At 69.4% G+C, this 17,994-nt stretch carries 14 protein-coding genes; 3 read left to right on the top strand and 11 right to left on the bottom strand.

Annotated elements, in window-relative coordinates:
• The first annotated feature begins 391 nt into the window (after positions 1-391).
• A complete protein-coding gene (locus tag G7Y49_RS02825) occupies positions 392-1,264 on the top strand; it encodes a papain-like cysteine protease family protein (RefSeq protein ID WP_165171011.1) in 873 nt (290 codons plus the stop codon).
• Positions 1,265-1,406: 142 nt separating this feature from the next.
• On the opposite strand, the gene G7Y49_RS02820 is transcribed toward G7Y49_RS02825, so the two are convergent.
• The 8 genes from G7Y49_RS02820 to trxA all read right to left on the bottom strand — a co-directional run bounded on the left by G7Y49_RS02820 (position 1,407) and on the right by trxA (position 9,757).
• Positions 1,407-1,931, bottom strand: a complete 525-nt coding sequence (locus G7Y49_RS02820) for a gamma carbonic anhydrase family protein (protein ID WP_165171009.1) — start codon at positions 1,929-1,931, stop codon at positions 1,407-1,409.
• Between the two features lie 307 nt (positions 1,932-2,238).
• Positions 2,239-3,042, bottom strand: coding sequence for an MBL fold metallo-hydrolase (locus G7Y49_RS02815; protein ID WP_370519571.1), 804 nt, complete (start codon positions 3,040-3,042; stop codon positions 2,239-2,241).
• Positions 3,043-3,211: 169 nt separating this feature from the next.
• Entirely contained in the window at positions 3,212-4,042 is an 831-nt protein-coding gene (locus G7Y49_RS02810) for a purine-nucleoside phosphorylase (protein ID WP_165171005.1), read from the bottom strand.
• A 147-nt stretch (positions 4,043-4,189) separates the two neighbouring features.
• The gene (locus tag G7Y49_RS02805) at positions 4,190-5,836 is read right to left on the bottom strand and encodes a class I adenylate-forming enzyme family protein (protein ID WP_165171003.1); all 1,647 of its coding nucleotides are present in this window, start codon (positions 5,834-5,836) and stop codon (positions 4,190-4,192) included.
• Between the two features lie 126 nt (positions 5,837-5,962).
• On the bottom strand, positions 5,963-7,078 hold the full coding sequence (locus tag G7Y49_RS02800; protein WP_165171002.1) for a HemK/PrmC family methyltransferase: 1,116 nt from the start codon (positions 7,076-7,078) through the stop codon (positions 5,963-5,965).
• A 46-nt stretch (positions 7,079-7,124) separates the two neighbouring features.
• Positions 7,125-8,186 (bottom strand): peptide chain release factor 1, encoded by a 1,062-nt coding sequence (gene prfA, locus G7Y49_RS02795; RefSeq protein WP_165171001.1) that lies wholly within the window; start codon positions 8,184-8,186, stop codon positions 7,125-7,127.
• A gap of 229 nt (positions 8,187-8,415) precedes the next feature.
• On the bottom strand, positions 8,416-9,363 hold the full coding sequence (gene trxB, locus G7Y49_RS02790; protein ID WP_241157238.1) for a thioredoxin-disulfide reductase: 948 nt from the start codon (positions 9,361-9,363) through the stop codon (positions 8,416-8,418).
• 85 nt (positions 9,364-9,448) lie between these two features.
• A complete protein-coding gene (gene trxA, locus G7Y49_RS02785) occupies positions 9,449-9,757 on the bottom strand; it encodes a thioredoxin (protein ID WP_165171000.1) in 309 nt (102 codons plus the stop codon).
• Between the two features lie 362 nt (positions 9,758-10,119).
• Here trxA and G7Y49_RS02780 point away from each other — a divergent pair, with 362 nt between their 5' ends.
• Both G7Y49_RS02780 and G7Y49_RS02775 read left to right on the top strand, forming a co-directional pair.
• Positions 10,120-11,043, top strand: coding sequence for a patatin family protein (locus G7Y49_RS02780; RefSeq protein WP_165170999.1), 924 nt, complete (start codon positions 10,120-10,122; stop codon positions 11,041-11,043).
• Positions 11,033-12,352: a cation:proton antiporter gene (locus G7Y49_RS02775; protein ID WP_165170998.1), complete on the top strand. Its 1,320-nt coding sequence runs from the start codon at positions 11,033-11,035 to the stop codon at positions 12,350-12,352. The genes G7Y49_RS02780 and G7Y49_RS02775 overlap by 11 nt, the downstream gene beginning before the upstream one ends.
• Positions 12,353-12,442: 90 nt before the next feature.
• On the opposite strand, the gene thrS is transcribed toward G7Y49_RS02775, so the two are convergent.
• The 3 genes from thrS to G7Y49_RS02760 form a co-directional block, all read right to left on the bottom strand.
• Positions 12,443-14,362 (bottom strand): threonine--tRNA ligase, encoded by a 1,920-nt coding sequence (gene thrS, locus G7Y49_RS02770; RefSeq protein ID WP_165170997.1) that lies wholly within the window; start codon positions 14,360-14,362, stop codon positions 12,443-12,445.
• Between the two features lie 212 nt (positions 14,363-14,574).
• On the bottom strand, positions 14,575-15,105 hold the full coding sequence (locus G7Y49_RS02765) for a zinc ribbon domain-containing protein (protein ID WP_165170996.1): 531 nt from the start codon (positions 15,103-15,105) through the stop codon (positions 14,575-14,577).
• 132 nt (positions 15,106-15,237) lie between these two features.
• Positions 15,238-17,919, bottom strand: coding sequence for a valine--tRNA ligase (locus tag G7Y49_RS02760; protein ID WP_165170995.1), 2,682 nt, complete (start codon positions 17,917-17,919; stop codon positions 15,238-15,240).
• Positions 17,920-17,994 lie beyond the last annotated feature (75 nt).

Genomic DNA, 17,994 nt, shown 5'->3' with positions numbered 1-17,994 from the left:
GTGAATACGTCGGCCAGGGCCGCCGAAGCGGCCGCGCATGCGGTAGGATTGTCCATGGAGGGCTCCTCTCTTTCTCGATTCTTGGTCGATAAGAGATTAGGGGAGCCCCCTTCGCCTCGCTCCGGCTTGTCGGCCAGCCTGGCGGCTGCCCTCGTCGCCGGAGTCGCTATACCTCCCCAAAAACGTTACGCCGTGCACGCGGCGCGGTCGGGCGGGAGGGCGCGCACGCGCACGCAGGACGTGGGGCGCGATCGGGCGGGAGAGGGCGCGGGAAGCGGGTGACGGGGAGGTTTCCCTTTGCTTGTTGTGGGGTTACGAGGCGGCGGGCGCGGGGCGCGGGGCGGGTGGGGCTTCTTACACTGGCGGAAACGCTGACGTGGAAGGAGTCCTCATGGCGAAGGGAAGCGCGCGGCGCGACGTCCAGCACCCGCTCGCAGGATCGAGCCTCATCACCTACCCGCCGCTCAAGCGGCATGCGCGGCGCATGCGCCCCTCCGTCGCCTGCCCCTCGTGCGACGCGCCCGTGTCGCTCGCGGCGCTCAGGCACGCGGCGCGTGAGTCGCATCCGCTCGCCTCGGCCCGGGAGCACCGCGGCGCCTACCTGCGCGCCGCAGGCGTGTTCGCGCTCACCGCGGTTTTGTGCGTGGCGGCCGTGCTGCTCTTCCGCGAGGCGCTTCCCCAAGCCCCGGCCGCGCCGAGCTCGCCGTACTTCGCCGCCAACGTGAAGGCCGCCGAGAGCACGCCGGCAGACGAGTGGGAGAAGGGAACCCTCCCCCACCTGTTCCAAGGAGACGCGCAGTGGGCCGAGGTCCCCTACGGGTTCGGCACGCTCGAGACGGCCGGGTCGGCGCCCACGAGCCTCGCCATGGCCTACGTGCAGCAGACGGGCGACGCCTCCCTCACGCCTGCGGACTTCGCCGCCTTCGCCTCAGAGGGAGAGCTCACCGCGCTCGACACGAGCACGCTCACCGCGCTCGTGGTCGCCGGCGCCGCGGCGCACGGCCTCGACGCCCTGCCGATAGAGGCGAGCGAGCCCGCCATACGCCAGGCGCTCGGGCACAGGCGCCCCGTCGTGGTGGTGACCAAGCCCGCCACCTTCGCCGCCGCGCCCGCGTGCATCGTGCTCGAGGGCGTGAACGCGCGCAGCGAGCTTGACATCGCCGACCCGTCGAACGCCGTGCGCACCCAGCAGAGCTGGACGTTCGACGACGTCATCCGCGCAAGCGCGGCGCTGTTCGCCATCAGCGCGCAGGGCTCGTCCTGAGAGGAGGGGTTGCTGCGCGTGGCGCGAGTCACGCGGAGTTTCGCGAGCTGCATCCCGCACGCTCTACGCCGTCTCGCGAGCCGCCCCGCACACCCAGCGTGCCCCTCGCACGCCCCGCGCTTCCCGCACGCCGCCCCTCGCGCTACCGCGCGCTGTTCAGGCCCGCCTGCGCGAGGTCGCGCCCGACCTGCACGTAGTCGCGCGCGGAAACCGCCAGGCCCTCGACCTCCTCAGGCGTGAGCTTGCGCACGGCGCGCGCGGGCGAGCCGATCACCAGCATCTCGTCGGGAATGTCAGCCGAGCCCGTGACGAGCGCGCCCGCGCCGATGAGGCAGCGCTCGCCAACGCGCGCGCCGTCGATGATGATCGCGCCCATGCCCACGAGCGTGCCGTCGCCGATGGTGCAGCCGTGGACGATCGCGCCGTGGCCCACCGTCACGTCGGAGCCGATGAGGGTGTCGGCGCTGTGCGACACGTGCACGCAGGCGAGCTCCTGGATGTTGGTGCGGTCGCCCACCACGATGCGACTGTCGCAGTCGCCGCGCAACGTGGCGTTGAACAGCACCGTTGCGTCAGCGCCGATGGTCACGTCGCCGACGATGACGGCGCTTTGCGCCACGAAGGCGCTCGGGTCAATGACGGGAGCGGGGTAGAGCGAGTCGGACATGAAGCCTCCTTGCAGATTTCGGGGATCATTTTGGCAGAAATCTTCAGATGTTTGTCATTTCGTGGTGCCCTGGCGCGCTTTCACGACTTTGTCGAAAAAGCTGACCTGCGGTTTTACCCCGATGCGCTCCTGCGTTCGCCCGCAAATGGCCCATGGGGGCTCATGGGGAGACAAATATCTGAAGATTTCTGCCAATTCTAGCGTTTATTTTTGCAAGGGGCCCGAATCGCCGGCACGTTCACGAAAGGCGCACCGCGGGCATAGCCCCTACCGCATGCTCACGAAAAGCGCACCGCGGGCACGGCCCCTACCGCACGCTCACGAGCAGGTGCTGCGCCGCGCAGGCCACGCGCGCCGGATGCCCGGCCTGCGCGAGCGCGCCGGTCAGCGCGCGGGCGGCCAGAGACGGCAGGTTGTTGTTCTCGGACAGGTGCATGCCCACCACCTGCTCGAGCCGCGGGGAGAGCAGGCTTAGGAGCGCGTCGGCCGCCTGCGCGTTGGAGAGGTGCCCCCGGTCGGAGGCCACGCGCTGCTTGAGCGCCCACGGGTAGGGCCCTTCGCGCAGCATGCGCTCGTCGTGGTTGCTCTCGAGCGCCAGCATGCGCACCTCGCGCAGGGCGTCGCGCGCCTCGTCGGTGAGGACCCCCGTGTCGGTCACGTACCCGAGCGCGTCGCCGCCTGCGTCCTCGAAGCGGAAGCCGCACGAGGCGGCCGCGTCATGCGAGGTGCGGAAGGGGTACACGCCGACGGGCCCGATGCCGAAGGACGCGCCGCAGCGCATGTCGCGCACGTCGCAGGCGCCCTCGACCTTGGCGATCTCGGCGCTCGCCGCGCGCACGGGGCCGAGCGCGTACACGGGCGGCACGGCAGCGGAGCGCGCCTTCGCCAAGCCCCGCGTCGCCACGCCGAGGCCCTTCACGTGGTCGGTATGGTCGTGGGTGATGAGGATGGCGTCGAGGCGCGCGAGGTCGAACCCCGCCGCCGCGGCGCGCGCGAACAGGTCGCGCTTGCAGATGCCGCAGTCGACGAGCACGCCGCGTCCCGTGGAGGCATCCTCCACGATGGCCGCGTTGCCCTTCGACCCGCTCGCCAGAACATGCAACAGCAACAAGGAAATCACCTTCCGAATACAAGTCAGCGAGGGAGGGCCTGGTCGCCCATATGCCGCGAAAGCCTGAGGAAGCGTACTGGGTACGTGACGAAGGCTTGGAGCGAGCATATGGGCGACCAGGCCCTCCCGCAGCGTCGGCTCATGCGCTGTTGCGTCAGCAACAGCGCACCTAGAGGCGCTCCACGATAGCCGTGACCAGGCGGCAGAAGTCGGCCTCGCGGCTCTTCGCCACCTCGAACACCTCTTGGTCGGAGGGGCTCGCGCCCTCCACGCCGCACGCCATGTTCGACACGAGCGACATGCCGAGCACGCGCATCCCCACGTGCCGCGCTGCGATGACCTCCTCGCACACGCTCATGGCCACCGTGTCGGCGCCCCAGGTGCGAAACGCGCGGATCTCGGCGGGCGTCTCGAAGCTCGGGCCCAGAAGTCCCAGGTAGACGCCTTCCTGCACGCGTATGCCGAGCTCGTCGGCCGCCTCGTGCGCCAGCGTGCGCAGGGCGGGGTCGTAGGCGTCCTTCATGGAGAAGAAGCGGAAGGCCACCTCGTCAGGCTCGGTTCCCGCCACGGGGTTGCGCCCCGTGAAGTTGATGTGGTCGCTCATGATGCAGAAGTCGCCCACCTCGTAGCCCGCGTTGATGGCGCCGGCGGCGTTCGTGGTGATGAGGGTGTCCACGCCGAGCTCGTGCATGAGCCACACCGGGTAGGCCACCTCCTGCGCCGTGTTGCCCTCGTAGCCGTGCAGGCGCCCCTGCATGCAGATGACCTCGCGCCCGCCGAGCGCGCCCACCACGAAGCGGCCCACGTGGCCCGTGGCCGTCGAGCGCTTCATGTGCGGCACCTCGCCGAACGGGATGAGGAGCGCGTCGGCGATCTGCTCGGCCAGAGGGCCGAGCCCCGACCCCAAGATGACGCCCACCTTCGGCGCGCGCTCCCCCATGCGCTCGCGCATCTGCGCGCTCGACTCCGCCAAGCGCTCCTTCAACGTGCCCTCAGCCATGAGGCGCAGCTCCTTTCCCTAAGTTCTCGCGGCCTGGCGCGGCTTCTCGCGGCCACGAGTTGACGCGGCCCCTGCCGCAGGCCAGCGCGGCTTCCCGCGACCTCGCCAGCCGCGCGGCCGCGGCGCGCCCTTGCCCCTGGCGCGCTCCTAGCGCGCCGACTCCTTGCCCACCAGGCGGTCGGCGCCGTAGCGCTCGCGCAGGAGGGGCTTCTCGATCTTCCCGGTGGGGTTGCGCGGCACGTCCTCGAAGATGATCTTGCGCGGGCGCTTGTAGCGCGGCAGGCCGAGGCAGAACTCGTTGATGTCGTCCTCGGTGGCCACGTGGTCGGGCTTGAGCTCGATGATGGCCGTGGCGATCTCGCCGAGGCGCTCGTCGGGCAGGCCGATGACGGCCACGTCCTTGACGGCGTCGTGCGCGCGCAGGAAGTCCTCGATCTGCACGGGGTAGAGGTTCTCGCCGCCCGAGATGATGACGTCCTTCTTGCGGTCGACCAGGTAGATGAAGCCGTCGGCGTCGACCTCGGCCATGTCGCCCGTGTAGAGCCAGCCGTCCTTGAGCACGGCCTCGGTAGCCGTCGGATCCTTGTAGTAGCAGGTCATGAGGCCGCGCCCGCGCACCACGAGCTCGCCGACCTCGCCCGACCCGGGTTCCACGGCCGCGTCGGCCGCGTTGCGCACCTCGGCCTCCCAGCGGTAGCCCGGCACGCCGATGGCGCCGACGTGCTCGATGTTCTCCACGCCCAGGTGGACGCAGCCGGGGCCGGTCGACTCGGACAGGCCGTAGTTCGTGTCGTAGAGGTGGTTCGGGAAGTACGCCTTCCAGCGCTTGATGAGCGAGGGCGGCACCGGCTGGGCGCCGATGTGCATGAGGCGCCACTGAGCGAGGCGATGCTCGTCCATGTTGATGTCGCCGCGGTCAAGCGCGTCGAGGATGTCCTGGGCCCACGGCACGAGCAGCCACACCACGGTGCAGCCCTCCTCCGACACCGTGCGCATGATCCAGTCGGGGCGCACGCCGCGCAGAAGCACCGCGCGCGAGCAGGACAGGAGGCTGCCGAACCAGTGCATCTTCGCGCCCGTGTGGTACAGCGGCGGGATGCACAGGAACACGTCGTCGCGCGTCTGGCCGTGGTGATGCTGCTCGGTCTCGGCGGCGCACACGAGGCTCTCGTGGTTGTGCAGGATGGCCTTCGGGAAGCCCGTGGTCCCTGAGGAGAAGTAGATGGCGGCCTCGTCGTCGTCGACGAGCTCGATGCACGGGTCCTCGGCAGCGAAGTGCACGAGGTGGCCGCCGAGGTGGCGCGCGAAGGCGGGGCACTCCTCCACCTCGCCGAGGAAGTACTGATCGCGCACGCGCGGGATGGCGTCGGCGATCTCGGCCATGCGGCTTGTGAACTCGGGGCCGAACACGAGCACGTCGGCGTCGGAGAGCTCGAGGCAGTACTTGATCTCGTCGGCCGTGTAGCGGTAGTTGAGCGGCACCACCACGGCGCCCGTCTTGAGCACGCCGAAGTACAGCGGCAGCCACTCGAGGCAGTTCATCAGCAGAAGCGCCACCTTGTTGCCGCGCCCGATGCCGGAGTCGAGCAGGAGGTGCGCGAAGCGGTTTGACTGCTCGTTGAACTCGCGCCACGTGATCTCGCGGCGGTAGCGCTTGGCGGGGTTGGGCTCGACGAGGTCGAACTCGCTCCACGTCACGCCATGCTCTTCGCGGACGGCTGGGTTGATCTCGGTGAGGGCGACTTCGCTTCCGTGGAGAAACGCGTTGCGGATGAGCGCTTCGGTGATGGGCATGGTGCTTCTTCCTTCGCATGACCGCACGACGCGGCGCCCCCACCCGCGCAGCTTGAAGCGCGCAGGCGCGGGCGCGCCGCCGAGGACGCTTCCCCGCGCGCGGTCGTTTACCTGAAATAAAACCCTTTAATGATACACCAACGCCGAGCGCTTGGCCGCCACAAGGACGCGCGGGCGCTGCGCGAGGTCGGAGACGATGCGCACGTCCGCGAACCCCGCCGCGCGCGCCACCTCGGCCGCCTGGTCGAGGTGCCCTTCGTGCAGCTCGACGGCGAGCACGCCGCCCGGCTTCAGGGCCGCGTGCGCCCACGCGGAAAGCGGACGGAAGAGGTCGAGCCCGTCAGCTCCCCCGTCGAGCGCGAGCGCAGGCTCGAAGGCGGCCACCTCGCGCGGGATCTGCGCGAGCACGTCGGTGGGAACGTAGGGCGGGTTGGAGACGACGGCGTCGAAGGCGCCCGCAAGGCGTGGGTCGATCGCGTCACCGAGGTTGCCCTGGAGCACCTCCACGCGGTCGGAGAGCCCGAGGGCCTCGGCGTTCTCGCGCGCGAGGGCGACGGCCTCGGGCGCGATGTCGGTGGCCACCACGCGCACGCCCGCGTGCTCGTAGGCGAGCGAGCAGGCGATGCAGCCCGATCCCGTGCAGATGTCGGCCACGAGAAGCTCGCCCGCGCCGACGGCCTGCGGCTTCTGCGGCATGGAGGCGAAGGGGTCAGGACCCGCAGGCTCCCCCGCACCAGCCTCGTCAGCGCGCCCCACGCTGGGCGCGCCCTCGGCGGCCGCGCGCTCCCCTTCGGCCGCAAGGGCGCGGACGGCCTGCGCGGCGGCGAGCTCCTCGCCCTCGGCGGCGGATATGGTGGAGTCGAACGCGCGCGGGCGCGCGGGCGCGGGCAGCGCGGCGAGCACCTCGCTCACCAGCACTTCGGTCTCGGGGCGCGGGATGAGCACGCCGGGGCGCACGCGCACCGTGATGTGGCGGAAACCCACCTCGCCGGTGATGTACTGCAGCGGCTCGCCCCGCCCGCGGCGCGTCACGTAGCCGCGCAGCACGGCGCGCTCGTCCAGGGAGAGCGGGCGCGCCGCGTTCATGTACAGCTCGATGCGCGACAGGCCGCACGCCTCGGAAAGGAGCCACTGGGCCGAGAGGCGCGGGTTCTCGTCGCCCTTGCGCTCAAGGTACCCGCACGTCCAGTCCAAGGCCGCCTTGACGGTCCAGATCTCGTCGTTGTTGCCGGGATTAGTCATATGAATTATGAAACGATCTCCGTCACAGGCCGTTCGTAACGCTCAACTACTCTACCGCGTTCTCCAGCTTGCGGGCGCGGTCGGCTGCCTGCAGCGCGGTGATCACGTCGCCGAGGTTGTCGCCGAGGAGCACGCCGTTGTACGTGGAGTTGAACCCGATGCGATGGTCGGTCACGCGGTCCTGCGGGCCGTTGTACGTGCGGATCTTCTCGCTTCGGTCGCCCGAGCCGATCTGCGCGAGGCGCTCGGCGCCCTCGGCGGCCTGCTGCTCGGCGAGCATCTTCTCGTACAGGCGCGCGCGCAGCACGGCCATGGCCGCGATCTTGTTCTGCAGCTGCGACTTCTGGTCCTGCGACTGCACCACCAAGCCCGTCGGCAGGTGCGTGATGCGCACGGCCGAGTCGGTGGTGTTGACGCACTGGCCGCCCGGGCCGCCCGCGCGGTACACGTCGATGCGCAGGTCGCCCTCGTTGATCTCCACCTCGACCTCGTCGGCCTCGGGCAGCACGGCCACGGTGGCCGTGGAGGTGTGGATGCGGCCCTGGCTCTCCGTCTTGGGAACGCGCTGCACGCGGTGCACGCCGCTCTCGAACTTCATGACGGAGTAGACCTTGTCGCCCTTCACCTTGAACTGGATCTCCTTGTAGCCGCCGGCCTCGGAGGGCGACACGTCGAGCGTCTCCACCTTCCAGCGATGCGACTCGCAGAAGCGCATGTACATCTTGTGCAGGTCGCCTGCGAAGATGGCCGCCTCGTCGCCGCCCGCGGCCGCGCGGATCTCCACGATGATGTCCTTCTCGTCAGCCGGGTCGGACGGGATCAGCATGAACTTGATGTCCTCTTCGAGCGCGGGCAGCTTCGCCTCGGCCTCGGCGATGGTCTCCTGCGCGAACTCCTTCATGTCGGGGTCGCCGAGCATCTCCTTCGCGTCGTCGATGTCCTCGCACGCCTGGAGGTACTCCCGCGCCTTCTCCACGAGCGGGCCCTGGCTCGCGTACTCCTTCGACAGGCGCGTGTACTCCTTCTGGTCGGCCAGGACAGCCGGGTCGCCCAGCCTTGCCTGGAGGTCCTCGTAGGCATCGATGATCTTGGCGAGCTTCTCTCGCATGTCCGTACCTTGCATGGGCGCGTATCCTTCTTCGACTCTCGATTTCGTGACTTGAAGGGGCACGCGACGTGCGCAGCCCCGTTTTTTCAGCAGCTATACAGTGTATCAGATGCGCGGGACGAGGCAAAACCTCGTGCCGAGACAGCGCCCGGCGGCCCGTCCGAGCGCGTGCAGCGCGCCGAACGGGCCGCGACGAGCCCCGCAACGCAGGCTGCGCGCGCCGCCGGCCCTACTCGCTCAAGAACTCAGCGGCCGCCTCGGCGCAGTTCGCGCCGTCGGACACGGCCGTGACCACCTGGCGCAGCGCCTTGGTGCGCACGTCGCCCGCCGCGTACACGCCCGGCGTGGCCGTCGCGCCCAGCTCGTCGGCGCGCACGTAGCCCGTCTCGTCGAGCTGCAGCGCGCCGGCCAGAAACTCGGTGTTGGGGCGCATGCCCACGGCGACGAACAGGGCGGCGCAGTCGATGTCGCGCATCTCCCCCGTCACCTTGTCGCGCACGCGCACGCCTTCCACCTTGCCCTCGGGGGCCTTGATCTCGGTCACCTCGGCGTTCCACACGAACTCGACGTTCTCCAGGTCGGCCAGGCGCTGGTGGTAGATGGCCGTGGCGCGCAGGCGGTCGCGGCGGTGCACCACGTACACCTTGCCGCAGATGCGCGAGAGGTAGATGGCGTCAGCCGCCGCGGTGTTGCCGCCGCCGACCACCACCACGTCGCGTCCGCGGAAGAAGTTGCCGTCGCAGGTGGCGCAGTACGACACGCCGCGCCCCGCGAGCTCATCCTCGCGCGCGAGCCCGAGCTTGGCTGGGCGCGCGCCCGTCGCCACGATGACCGCGCGGGCCGCGTAGGCGCCGAACGCCGTGTCGATGAGCTTGGGGGCGCCGGCGAAGTCCACCGAGACGACCTCCTCGCTGACGAAGCGCGCGCCGAACGAGGCGGCCTGCTCGTGCATCTGCATGGCCAGGTCGAACCCGCTCGTCGACTGCGTGTAGCCGGGGTAGTTCTCCAGGTGCTCGGTCTGGGCGAGCTGCCCGCCCGGCGAGAGGCGCTCGAACACCGCGCAGGAAAGCCCCGCGCGGGCCGCGTAGAGCGCCGCCGTCATGCCCGCCGGCCCCGCGCCGATCACGGCGAGGTCGAAGGTCTCCCGCGTGGTGCCCTTGTCTTGCATGTCAGCCATGGCGGTCTCCTCGTTCATGTCGAAGGTAGCAAAAGCGCCCCCGGGGAGAACCCGAGGGCGCGCAGGCTCAGCGGATCAAGCTGGCTCAGGCGAGCAGCGCGAGCAGGCTCTGCTTGGGCTGGGCGCCCACCGTCTGCTTCTTCACCTGGCCGTTCTCGAACACCATGAGCGTGGGCACCGAGCTCACGCCGTAGCGCGCCGCGATGTCGGGGCTCTGGTCGATGTCGACCTTGCACACGAGCGCCTTGCCCTCCATCTCAGCGGCGATCTCGTCGAGCACCGGCGCCACCATGCGGCACGGGCCGCACCACGTCGCGAAGAAGTCCACGAGCACGGGCTTGTCAGACTCGAGCACCTTCGTCTGGAAATTCTCAGAGGAAACAACTTCGCTCATAATCCAACTCCTTTTCGTCGTTGGCCGCGCTTTGCGGCCGCTGCGTTATGCCTTAGTTCGGTCTCATTCTATCCTGTCGGCCCCATGCGAAGCCCCTTCGTTTTCGAAACGGCATTTAAGGCAGAAATACGGCGTAAGCGGCGCGGGCGAGAAGGGGTGCGCGAGCGTGCCGCGCGCACTCTCCTGCATGCCCGCGCACCGCAAGCTGCGCGCCCGAGGGCGCGCCCGCACAAGCGACGTCCGCCCCGCGCGCGCGTCCCTTTGCGCGCTGCGCTTCACGTCAATTCAACTCCAAACTCGCCCTCGCGCAAGGCGCATCGCCCGCGCACCGCTATAATGGCGTAAACCGAGAAAGGAGACCCATGAGCACCGATCTTGCGCACCCCGACTACGAGCCCTCTGGCGTCACCTTCCCCATCGCCTACGAGGGGCACGCCGTAACGCACGCCAACCTGGTGCTCGAGGGCGGCGCCATGCGGGGGCTGTTCACCGCCGGCGTGCTCGACGTGCTCATGGACCGCGGGCTGTTCTGCGAGAACGTCATCGGCACGTCAGCCGGCGCGCTCATGGGCTACAACTACGTGGCCGGGCAGCGCGGGCGCGGCGCCTACGTGAACCTGAAGTACTGCACCGACTGGCGCTACCTCTCGCTCAAGAGCTACGTGCGCACGGGCAACGCCTTCGGGCGCGAGATGAGCTTCGACCTCATCCCCAACGTGTACGACCCCTTCCCCTACGAGGCGTTCGACCGCTCCCCCATGACGCTCACGGCCGTGTCGAGCGACCTCGAGCTCGGCGAGGCCGACTACCACCTCATGGCCGACGCGCGCGCCGACCTCCCCTACGTGATCGCCTCAGCCTCCATGCCGCTCGTGAGCGAGATCGTGGAGATAGACGGCAAGAAGCTCCTCGACGGCGGCAGCTGCGACAGCGTCCCCATCGTGCGCTCGCAGATCATGGGCGCGTCCAAGCACATCGTGGTGTGCACGCAGGACGCCTCCTACCGCAAGAGCCCCAACAAGCTGCTGCCGCTCGTCCGCCAGCGCTACGCCGAGTACCCCTGCTTCGTGGAGCGCGTGGCGCACCGCCACTTCGAGTACAACCGCACCTACCGCGCGCTCGAGCGCATGCACGCGTCAGGCGAGATCTTCCTGATACGCCCCGAGCGCCCCGTGGAGGTGTCGAGCATGGAGCAGAACCAGGCGAAGCTGCTCGACCTCTACGAGCAGGGCGCGGCCGCGGCCGCGCGCAGCTGGAGCGCATTGGAGCGCTACCTTGGCTGCTGAGCTCGTCACGCTGGCCTACATCGCGCTCGCGGCGTTCGCCTGCCCGCTCATCGCCCAGTTCATCCCGGGGAAGTCGATCCCGGAGACCGTGCTTCTGCTGGTCGCGGGCATGCTGCTCGGCCCCCACGTGCTGGGCGTCGTCGAGCTGAGCGACGCCGTGTCGCTCCTCTCCGAGCTGGGGCTGGCGTTCTTGTTCCTGCTCGCCGGCTACGAGATCAACCCCGAGAGCATCACGGGCCGCCAAGGGCGGCGCGGCGCGGCCACGTGGCTCGTCACGCTCCTCATCGCGTTCGCGGCGGTGGCGCTGTGGCCCCTGTTCAGCGCGCGCGAGACCGACGGCATCGCCGTGGCCATCGCGCTCACCACCACCGCGCTCGGCACGCTGCTCCCCATCCTGCAAGACCGCGGCCTCATGAGCACGCGCGAGGGCGGCGCGGTGCTCTCCTACGGCACGTGGGGCGAGCTCGGGCCCATCATCGCCATGGCGCTGCTGCTCTCCACGCGCGCCCGCTGGGAGACCGTGCTCATCCTGGCGGCCTTCGCCGCCGTGGCCGTGGCAGCCGCCGTGGTGCCGCGCCGCGCGCGCCAGGCCGGCGGCTTCGTCATGCGGTTCATCTCGCGCAACGCCGAGAACAACACGCAGATGCTCGTGAGGTCGGTCGTCATGATGCTCGTCGCGCTGACGGCGCTGTCGGCCGTGTTCAACCTGGACATCGTGCTGGGGTCGTTCGCCGCCGGCTTCGTCATCCGCTACGTGATCCCCGAGGGAAGCGAGGCGCTCGAGGGCAAGCTCTCCGCCATCGCGCACGGGTTCTTCATCCCGCTGTTCTTCATCGTCTCGGGCGCGAAGATCGACATGACCGCCGTGTTCGCCAACCCGCTTCTGCTCGTCGAGTTCATCGTGCTCCTGCTGCTGGTCCGCACGGTGCCCGTCTTCGCGGCGATCACCACCGACCGCGAGACGCGCGACATGACGCCGCGCAGCCGCCTGTCGGTGGCGCTGTACTGCACGACGGCGCTCCCGCTCATCGTGGCGGTCACCTCGGTTGCCACGAGCTCGGGGGCCATGAGCGCCGAGACGTCCTCGGTGCTGGTGGCGGCCGGCGGCGTCACCGTGTTCATCATGCCGTTCCTAGCGCAGCTGCTCCTGCGCACCGCCGACGCCGAGCTCGGCGGGGCCCTGCGCGAGATCGCCAGCGAGCCGCGCCGCGCCGCGCAGATCCTGCGCGACCACCGCGCGCTCGAGCGTGAGAAGCACCGCGCGCGGCGCAAGGGCCCGCACGAGCGTCGCCGCCGAGAAGGCCGGTAGCTCAGACGACTCACCCGCTCAGCGACATGAAAGAGGAGGGCGCCCACGACATGGGCGTCCTCCTCACGTTGCAGCACAGTCGCGTGCCAGCTACAGCGCAGCCTCGCGGATGACCTCGAGGAACTTCGCGCGCTCCCACGCGCCCTGGTCGCCCTCGGCGCGGTCGCGCACGGACACGGTGCCGTTCTCGACCTCCTTGTCGCCGAGCACCACCATGTAGGGGATCTTCTGGCTCTGGGCCTTCGCGATCTTCACCTTCATGGGCTCGTTCTGGTCGTACACCTCGACGCGCCCGCCCGCGGCCTTGACGTCGGCGGCGAAGGCGGCGGCGGCCTCCTTGTGGCGGTCGGCGATCGGGATGACCACCACCTGCACGGGCGCCAGCCACAGCGGCAGCGCGCCCGCGTAGTGCTCGATCAGGATGCCCAGGAAGCGCTCGATGGAGCCGAAGATGGCGCGGTGCAGCATCCAGGGCGTCTCCTCGGTGTTGTCCTCGGTGCGGTAGGTGAGGCCGAAGCGCATGGGAAGGTTGAAGTCGACCTGCACCGTGGAGCACTGCCAGGTGCGCCCGATGGCGTCCTTCACCTTGATGTCGATCTTCGGGCCGTAGAACGCGCCGTCGCCCTCGTTGATCTCATAGGCCAGGTCATGGCGCTTGCACGCCTCCTTGAGCGCGTTGGTGGCGTGCTCCCACATGTCGTCGGTGCCGATGGACTTCTCCGGGCGCGTGGAGATCTCGGCCTCGTACGCGAAGCCGAACGTGGACATGATGTGGTCAACCAGGTCGAGGATGGCCACCACCTCGTCGACCACCTGGTCGCGCGTGCAGAACACGTGCGCGTCGTCCTGCGTGAAGCCGCGGGCGCGCAGAAGCCCGTGCACCACGCCCGACATCTCGTGGCGGTACACCGTGCCGAACTCGAAGTAGCGCAGCGGCAGGTCGCGGTAGGAGTGCAGCTCGTTTCTGTACAGCATCACGTGGCCCGGGCAGTTCATGGGCTTCACGCCGTACTCGGACAGGCGCGGCTCCTCGTCGGTGCCCTCGTTGATGTTGAAGAAGTACATGTTCTCCTTGTAGAAGCCGTAGTGGCCCGAGGTCTTCCACACGTCCGCGTTGTAGATGTGCGGGGTGATGACCTCCTCGTAGCCGCGGTCGTACAAGTCGCGACGCAGCCACTCCTGCAGGGTGCGGATGATGCGCGCGCCCTTGGGGAGGTAGAGCGGCAGGCCCACGCCGGCCATGGGGTCCATCATGTAGATGCCCAGCTCGCGGCCGAGCTTGCGGTGGTCGCGCTTCTCGGCCTCCTCGAGGTTGCGCAGATGCTCCTCGAGCTCCGACTTCTTGAAGAACGCGGTGCCGTAGATGCGCGTGAGCATCTCGCGGTCGGCGTCGCCGCGCCAGTAGGCGCCGGCCACCTTGGTGAGCTTGAACGCGCCCACCTTGCCCGTGGCGGGCAGGTGCGGGCCGCGGCACAGGTCGGTGAACGAGCCGATCGCGTACGTGGTGATGACGGCGTCCTCGGGCAGCTCGTTGATGAGCTCCACCTTGAACGGCTGGTCGGCGAACTTCTCAAGCGCCTCGGCGCGGGTGACCTCGGCGCGCTCGAACGCCTCGTTCTCCTTCACGATCTCGGCCATGCGCGCCTCGATGCGCTCGAAGTCGTCCGGGGAGACGGCCGCGCCCTCGGGCAGCTGCACGTCGTAGTAGAAGCCGTTCTCGATGGCCGGCCCCACGCCGAACTTCACGTCGCCGTACAGGTCGACGAGCGCGGCGGCCATGACGTGCGCCGTGGAGTGGCGCAAAAGCTCGATGCCCTCGGGGCTCTTCGCGGTGACGACGGCCACGGAGTCGCCCTCGTGCACGGAGGCTCCAAGGTCGACCGGCGCATCGTTCACGATGCCGGCGAGCGCGGCCTTCGCCAAGCCCGCGCCGATGGAGGCGGCCACGTCGGCGACGGTGGCTCCCTCTGCCAGCTCCTTGACCGAGCCGTCAGGCAAAACGATGTTCATGATGATGTCCTTTCCTTCGCCGGGTGCATACAGAGCACCTGCAAGTCCAAACGCCGCGGCTTTGAGTACCGCGGCGCGATCCCATTAGAAACTGAGCCGGAAGGCCCGGCCCAGTCCTTAATCAACGTATGCGTGCGCCTGCGCGCCGCGCGCTGTGCGCTGCAAGCCGCAACTGCGAGCCGCACGTTCGCGCGGATGCCGCCCGCTGGCCGCTAGCCGCGCGGCTGCCCCTCGGGACGCGCCTCGCGGGGAGCCCGCTCGCGCACCGCGCCCTGCGGCCGGGGCTGCGGACGGCGGGTGCGGCGCGCCTCGCCCGCGCCGACCGGGGTCGCGCAGTACGGGCACACCGTCCACGTGGGCTCGAGCGCATGCCCGCAGTGCATGCAGAGGTTCTTGAGCTGGGCGTGGCAGTTCGGGCAGAGCACGTAGTCGGCCTCGACGGGGTACCCGCAGGCGGCGCACTCGCCGTACTTCATGAGCTGCCGCTGCTTGAGGGCCACCTCAAGCTCCTGCTCGTCGCGGTCGATGCGCAGCATCGGGGGGCGGAGCAGGCAGTACGCGATCACGCCGACGATGGGGATGAGCGCCACGACCGCCCAGACGTACCACGTGGTGCCGCGCAGGTAGGCGTCGCGCACCACCCACACGATGGAGAGCACGTACAAGATGACCAGCAGCACGATCACGACCGTGAACGCGGTCTGCATCTGCGGCGTCCACAGCTGCGAGAGCAACTCGCTCATGATGACCTCTTCTTCCCTGTTTTCCCTCGCCGCCCCATGCGCGCTGCCGGCACGCGCGCAGAAGGCTGCGCGCGGCGGCGTCGCGCGGCGACGCAAGCTCACATTATAGCAAAACTGCCCGCAGGAGCCCGGTTAGCCCAGCTCGGCGATCTGCTCCGCCAGGCGCGCGAGCTTGTCGTTCAGCTCGGCGAGCTTGGCGCGGTCCTTCTCGATGATCTCGGGGGCCGCCTTCGCCAGGAAGCCCGGGTTCGAGAGCTTCTTCTCGAGCTTGGCCGCGTCCTTGGAGAGCTTGCCCTGCTCGCGCGTCATGCGGGCGCGCTCCGCCTCGAAGTCGACGTGGCCGGCGAGGCAGGTGTACACCTCGAGGCCCGCGCCGAGCGCCACGGAGGACTCCGCGGGCTTCGCCACGTCCTCGCCCACCTCGAGCGAGCTCACGTTCGCGAGCGAGGTCACGAGCGCCGCCTGCGCCTCGAGCAGCGCCGCGTCGTCCGCCGACGCCTTCACCGCCACGTCGAGCGCCACCTTCGGCGAGATCCCGTAGCGCGAGCGCGCCGAGCGGATGGAGCCCACCACCTCGCACACCATGGCGATGGCGCGCTCGGCCTGCGGGTCGCGGTAGCGCGCGAGCTTCTCGGCGTCAGGCCACTCCGCGCCGATCAGAAGCTCGCCCTCGGCGCGTCCCGGCATTTGGCCGAACAGCTCCTCGGTCACGAACGGCATGATGGGGTGCAGAAGGCGCAGCACCTGGTCGAGCACGTAGACGAGGTTGCGCTGGCAGGCCAGGCGGTCGGCCGGGTCAGCCGACGCGCCGAGGCGCGCCTTCGAGAACTCGATGTACCAGTCGCAGAACTCGTTCCAGACGAAGCCGTAGAGGGCGCGCGTGAGCTCGCCGAACTCGTACGCGTCGAACGCCGCGTCCACGTCGGCCACGAGCGCCGCCAGGCGCGAGAAGATCCACTGGTCGGCGGGCGTGACGAGCTCGGGCTCGCCCGGCTCAAAGCCGTCGAGGTGCATGAGCGCGAAGCGCGCGGCGTTGCGGATCTTGTTCGCGAAGTTGCGCGAGCTCTCGATCTTCTGGTAGTCGAAGCGCATGGCCTGCGCGCCCGTGACCTGCAGAAGCAGCCCGAAGCGCATGCCGTCGGCGCCGTAGTCCTCCATGAGCTTCACCGGGTCCACGCCGTTGCCGCGGCTCTTGCTCATGGGCTTGCCGTCGGCGCCCATGACCGTCGGGTGGATGATGACGTCCTTGAAGGGGATCTCGCCCGTGCAGTACATGGACGACATCACCATGCGCGCCACCCACAGGCCCATGATGTCGCGCGCGGTGGAGAGCACCTGCGTCGGGTAGTGCGCGGCCAGCTCGGGCGCGTCCATGCCCGCGTCGGCCCAGCCCTGCGTGGCGAAGGGCCACAGCTGGCTCGAGAACCACGTGTCGAGCACGTCCTCGTCCTGGCGCACCTCAGCGCCGCACTCGGGGCAGGCGTCCACGCCGTCGACGCGCGCGTCCTGCCAGCCGCAGGCGTCGCAGTAGTACATGGGGATCTGGTGGCCCCACCACAGCTGGCGCGAGATGCACCAGTCCTTGAGGTTGGCCAGCCAGTCGAGGTAGACCTGCTTCCAGCGCTCGGGATGGAACGTGACCTGGCCGTTCTCCACCACCTCGGCGGCGCGCCTCTTCAGGCCGTCAACGGCCACGAACCACTGCTCCGACAGCCACGGCTCGAGCGTGTTGTGGCAGCGGTAGCAGTGCATGACGGAGTGGTCGTGGTCCTCCACGTGGTCGAGCAGGCCGAGCTCGTCGAACGCGGCCACCACGGCCTCGCGCGCCTCGTCGCGGCTCATGCCGGAGAACTTCCCGAAGCCCTCCACCACGTGCGCCGTCTCGTCGAAGATGTTGATCTTGGGCAGGCCCGCGCGCTCGCCCATGGCGAAGTCGTTGGGGTCGTGCGCCGGCGTGACCTTCACGCAGCCCGTGCCGAAGGAGGCGTCCACGTAGAAGTCGGCGAACACGGGGATCTCGCGGTCCACGAGCGGCAGGCGCACCTTCGCGCCCGACGCCACGAGGCCCTTGTAGCGCTCGTCGGAGGGGTTCACCGCCACGCCCGTGTCGCCGAGCATGGTCTCGGGGCGCGTGGTGGCCACCACGATGTACTCGACGCCGTCGACGGGCTCCACGAGCGGGTAGCGCAGATGCCACAGGTGCCCGGCCTCGTCCTCGTACTCGGCCTCGTCGTCGGCGATGGCCGTGGTGCAGTGCGGGCACCAGTTCACGATGCGCTTGCCGCGGTACACGATGCCGTCGTGGTACCAGTCGCAGAACACCTGGCGCACGGCGCGCGAGAACTCGGGGCTCATGGTGAACTGCTCGTCAGCGTAGTCGCACGAGCAGCCCATGGCGGCGATCTGGCTCACGATGCGCCCACCGTAGTCGCGGCGCCACTCCTGGCACGCCTCGATGAACGCCTCGCGCCCGATCTCGCGGCGGTTGATGCCCTGCTCGGCGAGGTGCTTGTCCACCTTGGTCTGCGTGGCGATGCCCGCGTGGTCGGTGCCGAGGATCCAGCGCGTCTGGTAGCCGCGCATGCGCGCGCGGCGGATGCAGGCGTCCTGGATGGTGTCGTTGAGGGCATGGCCCATGTGCAGCACGCCCGTGACGTTCGGCGGCGGGATGACGATGGTGTACGAGTCGTCCTTGTGCGCGCCGAAGCCCGGCGTGCGCTGGAAGTACCCCGCGTCGCGCCACGCCTCGAACAGCGGCCGCTCGTGTGCCGCGAAATCGTAGTCGATCTTCTTCTCCTGCGTGTTGTCTGCCATGTGCCTTCTTCTCCGTGTCACTCTTGCCTACCATGCGCCGCGGTCAGGCGGCCGCCGACGCCCTTGCGCGAACGC

The organism is Adlercreutzia sp. ZJ242 (assembly GCF_011038995.1).
Taxonomy (GTDB): Bacteria; Actinomycetota; Coriobacteriia; order Coriobacteriales; family Eggerthellaceae; genus CAAEEV01.
Note: the sequence above shows the minus strand (reverse complement) of the source record. Positions and strands in the feature narration are given on the sequence as shown.

Excerpts from the sequence above, each read along its gene's own strand:
- trxA (WP_165171000.1), bottom strand. The coding sequence starts at position 9,757 with ATGAGCGAAGTTGTTTCCTCTGAGAATTTCCAGACGAAGGTGCTCGAG.
- G7Y49_RS02825 (WP_165171011.1), top strand. The coding sequence starts at position 392 with ATGGCGAAGGGAAGCGCGCGGCGCGACGTCCAGCACCCGCTCGCAGGA.
- G7Y49_RS02800 (WP_165171002.1), bottom strand. The coding sequence starts at position 7,078 with ATGACTAATCCCGGCAACAACGACGAGATCTGGACCGTCAAGGCGGCC.
- trxB (WP_241157238.1), bottom strand. The coding sequence starts at position 9,363 with ATGGCTGACATGCAAGACAAGGGCACCACGCGGGAGACCTTCGACCTC.
- G7Y49_RS02780 (WP_165170999.1), top strand. The coding sequence starts at position 10,120 with ATGAGCACCGATCTTGCGCACCCCGACTACGAGCCCTCTGGCGTCACC.
- G7Y49_RS02810 (WP_165171005.1), bottom strand. The coding sequence starts at position 4,042 with ATGGCTGAGGGCACGTTGAAGGAGCGCTTGGCGGAGTCGAGCGCGCAG.
- G7Y49_RS02760 (WP_165170995.1), bottom strand. The coding sequence starts at position 17,919 with ATGGCAGACAACACGCAGGAGAAGAAGATCGACTACGATTTCGCGGCA.
- prfA (WP_165171001.1), bottom strand. The coding sequence starts at position 8,186 with ATGCGAGAGAAGCTCGCCAAGATCATCGATGCCTACGAGGACCTCCAG.
- thrS (WP_165170997.1), bottom strand. The coding sequence starts at position 14,362 with ATGAACATCGTTTTGCCTGACGGCTCGGTCAAGGAGCTGGCAGAGGGA.
- G7Y49_RS02820 (WP_165171009.1), bottom strand. The coding sequence starts at position 1,931 with ATGTCCGACTCGCTCTACCCCGCTCCCGTCATTGACCCGAGCGCCTTC.
- G7Y49_RS02765 (WP_165170996.1), bottom strand. The coding sequence starts at position 15,105 with ATGAGCGAGTTGCTCTCGCAGCTGTGGACGCCGCAGATGCAGACCGCG.
- G7Y49_RS02805 (WP_165171003.1), bottom strand. The coding sequence starts at position 5,836 with ATGCCCATCACCGAAGCGCTCATCCGCAACGCGTTTCTCCACGGAAGC.